Annotated in this window: 3 protein-coding genes; all 3 read right to left on the bottom strand. The window is 63.0% G+C overall.

Annotated elements, in window-relative coordinates; all coding sequences use genetic code 11:
• Window positions 1-388 precede the first annotated feature (388 nt).
• Genes K309_RS0134235 through K309_RS38795 form a run of 3 tightly spaced genes read right to left on the bottom strand, consistent with a single transcriptional unit; the run spans window position 389 to window position 3,235 of the window.
• A complete protein-coding gene (locus K309_RS0134235) occupies window positions 389-1,192 on the bottom strand; it encodes a TauD/TfdA dioxygenase family protein (protein WP_029050392.1) in 804 nt (267 codons plus the stop codon).
• Complete coding sequence (locus tag K309_RS38800; RefSeq protein WP_369796585.1) at window positions 1,189-2,214, bottom strand: zinc-binding dehydrogenase; 1,026 nt, start codon at window positions 2,212-2,214, stop codon at window positions 1,189-1,191. The genes K309_RS0134235 and K309_RS38800 overlap by 4 nt, the downstream gene beginning before the upstream one ends.
• A gap of 46 nt (window positions 2,215-2,260) precedes the next feature.
• A complete protein-coding gene (locus K309_RS38795) occupies window positions 2,261-3,235 on the bottom strand; it encodes a Bug family tripartite tricarboxylate transporter substrate binding protein (RefSeq protein ID WP_035878884.1) in 975 nt (324 codons plus the stop codon).
• Window positions 3,236-3,519: the final 284 nt, after the last annotated feature.

The following is a 3,519-nucleotide window of genomic DNA, read 5'->3' as shown; positions in this document are numbered from 1 at the left end:
CGGAATCGAACCGCCGTCCAGAAGGCCTTCAAGAAGAAGGTTCACAACCATTATCGGGAACCTTGCGGCACCCGACCCTGCAGATTCTACGCCTCCTGCTGGCAGCGTCAAGGCGGTTTACGCGCGGCTCCTACAAGGCCCGTAACCCGGCTGCGCAGCCCCGTCGGGCGGCGCACGCGCGAGACTCGTGGGCTGCCCAAAGTCCCTCGACTCTTGTACACCATCCAAATGCCGGGCGGCGTTCATATAGCGTCAAGCAGGACGGCCGGTGGATGCATGGCGTCCCGGATGCCATCCACGCGGTCGACTCGGCCTCGAGAGAGGTGAAACCGGCCGCTTTGAGCGTTGCCGACCCAAAGCAGCCCCGCAGCCAGGAAAGCGCCCTTTTTCAAGTGGGCACTTCGCCCTTCAGGGTGACTCGGTTCAAGAGGCGTTCCTGGTTGCCGTAGTCGTGGACCGCATAGTGCATGGTGCACCGGTTATCCCACATCAGCGCATCGCCGACGCGCCACATATGGCGGTAAACGTTGTCCGGCTGCGTGCTGTGCTCATACAGGAAGTTCAGCAAGGGCCGCGCTTCGGCCTCGGTCATACCCTCGATGCCCATCACATTGTCCGGATGCCCGATGTAGAGCGCCTTGCGGCCGGTCTCCGGATGCGTGCGCACCATCGGGTGCACTGCGGAGGGCGCATCGGACTCGCACACGCCTTGGGAGCGGGCCAGCCGCACGGCGCGGAATTGGACGCGCAGGCCTTGCAGCATGCGTTGCATGACGGGAGTCAGCCTCTCGTAGGCGAGATATTGGTTGCACCACATCGTGTCACCACCCACCGGCACCACCTGCGCGCTGAGCATGGTGATCTTTGGCGGCACGGGCGTGTGCGGCGCATCGTAATGCCAGGCCTCGGTCGAAATAAGCTCCTTCGGCGCCGTTCGGATCTGGACCACTTCGGGATACTCATCGAGCCGCAGCCTGGACAGCAAGGCCGGAACGACCGGCTCGCCCCAGTGACGGATGAAATCCAGCTGAGCTGCGGGCTTGAGCGACTGGTCACGGAACACTAGCACGCAATGTTGCAGAAATGCCTTGCTCAGTTGTCCGAACAGTTCGTCGGTCAAGGGCTCCGAGAGCGAAATGCCTTCGACCGAGGCACCAATCGAGCCGGTGAGTGGTGTGATCTTAATGTTCATGCGAGCTCCTTCGTCGCAGTCTGCGACACGGTGATTGGCACGGCGGCCGCCATCACGCTTTTGTGGACGGCCACGATGATTTTTCCGAAATGCTGGTTGGTTGCCATGTAGGCGTGGGCCTGTGCAATGTCGTCGAGTGCGAACAGGCGGTCGACCGGCATCTTGAGGCGACCCTCGCGCAGCAGTGGCAGCACATCGCGCGCGCACGCTTCGATCAAGGCGAGCCGTTCTTCCTCGGTACGGGTGCGGAAGGTGGTCCCGACAACCTTCAGGCGATTGACCCACATGTGCTTGATGTCGACCTGGGCGGTATCGACGCCGCTCATCCGCGCAATGATGACTAGCCGGCCGCGCACGGCCAGGCATTTCAGGTTGGTGTCGAACACCGCGCCGCCCAGTGAGTCGATGATCACGTCCACGCCGCGGCCGTCGGTGATGTCTTTCACGGCCTGCACGGTGTCCTGCTGTGAGGTATCGATGGTGTGAGTCGCACCGTATTCACGCAGCCGCGCGAGCTTGGCCGCCGAGCGCGAGGTGGCGATGACCTGGCTGGCGCCGAGTTGGGCGGCCAATTGGACGGCTGCCAGTCCCATGCCACCTGTGGCGGCATTCACGAGCACAGATTGGCCGGCACGGAACTCGCCATTAGTGACCAGCGCGTCGTGTGTACTGATGAACACATTGGGGAATGCGGCCGCCTCGACCCAGGACAGCGTGGCCGGGATCGGGATCAGCGCGCGCGCCTCGGCCAGCACATACTCGGACTGGCCGCCCCAGCCGTGGCCGGTCACGCGGTCGCCTTCACGCACGCCGCGCACATCGGGTCCGACCTGGCTGACAATGCCGGCGAACTCGATGCCGGCCAGTATCGGGCCGCCGCTTTTCGCTTCACCCACCCGGACCAATTCGCCCCGGTTCAGGCCCGAGGCCATCACCTGCACCACCACTTGGCCGGGACCGGGCGTCGGGCGGGGAATCTCCCGGATTTCCACATGGCCGCCTTGCGGGCCCGAGATAATCATGGCTGCTTTCATAGCTGAATCATTTCCATCAAGGTTTCGTGAGGTCTTACTGCTTCAGGGTCAACTTGCGGTTCAGTGCGTCAAAGTGGTCGTAGTCCGACTGCAGACGCTGCGCGAATTGCTGCGGCGATTCGGGCGTGATCGGCTCGAATCTCAGCTTTGCGACCTGGTCGCGGAACGGCGCCAGACCGGCGATGTGGCGCGTGACGGCGTAGAGCTTTTCGACAACGGCGGCTGGTACCTTGGGAGATACCGCGATGCCCTGCCAGCTGCTGAAATCATTGAACTCCGGAAAACCCTGTTCAGCGAAGGTCGGAACCTGCGGCATGCCGGGGTAGCGGCTGGTGCCCGCGATGGCCAGCGCCTTGATTTTGCCGCTCTGCAGATGGGGTCCCGAGGTCACGACGCTGTCCAGAACCATCGTGACCTGATTGGACATCACCGCGAGCAGCGCGGGAGGAGTACCCGAATATGGCACGTGTTGCATGTTCACGCCGAGTTTGAGATTGAGCATCTCACCGCCACGCTGCGCGATCGTTCCGGGACTCGGGGACGCAAAGCTGCTCTTGTCCGGCGCCGCCTTGAGCTGCCGCACCATGCCGGCCAGGTCATTCGCTGGGTAGTCCTGCGCAACGACCAGCACGTAGCGGTACTGGGTGAGCGCCGCCACCGGCCGCACGTCCTTCATCGGGTCATAGGGGGGCTTCATGACGTGCGGTATTTCGGTCAGCACGTTCGAGCTGGTGTACAGGATGACGTGGCCGTCGGCAGGCGCGTTTAGCATGGCCTGCACTCCGATGGAGCCCCCCGCGCCCGCCTTGTTTTCAACAATGACAGGTTGGCCAACTTCCTTGGACAAATAGCTGGCAAAGATGCGAGCCGGCCCGTCCATATTCCCGCCAGCAGGCGCGGGGACGATGATCTTGATGGCTCGATCGGGCCAGGCCTGTGCCAGCGATGAGCAGGCCAGCAACAACGCGCCGAGCGCGAAACGACAAGACGCAAGGCTAGCAGCTTTCATGGATATCTCCTCGATTCTATTTTTCACACGACGGGGTGTTCTGCGGACGATTTAATTCCAGGCATCGACGCGTCCTGCGCCAGTTCGCGGATCAGTTCATTCGCTGGCAGGCTGATCAGTGGTCCGGTGCCTCGTCACGCAGACCTGGACCTTGCAGCAGTGTGGGCGCTGCGGACCGATGTGCGTCACTCATCGCGCCACCTTGCGTTCTGCCAGCGCCGGCCTGATCGGACGGCGTGCGGTGGGATAGCGCAACTCGGCGAGCGTCTGCTCGGTGGTCTGGT

It is taken from the genome of Cupriavidus phytohabitans (assembly GCF_000426345.1).
Lineage (GTDB): Bacteria > Pseudomonadota > Gammaproteobacteria > Burkholderiales > Burkholderiaceae > Cupriavidus.
Note: the sequence above shows the minus strand (reverse complement) of the source record. Positions and strands in the feature narration are given on the sequence as shown.

Bases quoted from the DNA above. Each gene is read 5' to 3' on its own strand.
- K309_RS0134235 (WP_029050392.1), bottom strand. From the start codon at position 1,192: ATGAACATTAAGATCACACCACTCACCGGCTCGATTGGTGCCTCGGTC.
- K309_RS38800 (WP_369796585.1), bottom strand. From the start codon at position 2,214: ATGATTATCTCGGGCCCGCAAGGCGGCCATGTGGAAATCCGGGAGATT.
- K309_RS38795 (WP_035878884.1), bottom strand. From the start codon at position 3,235: ATGAAAGCTGCTAGCCTTGCGTCTTGTCGTTTCGCGCTCGGCGCGTTG.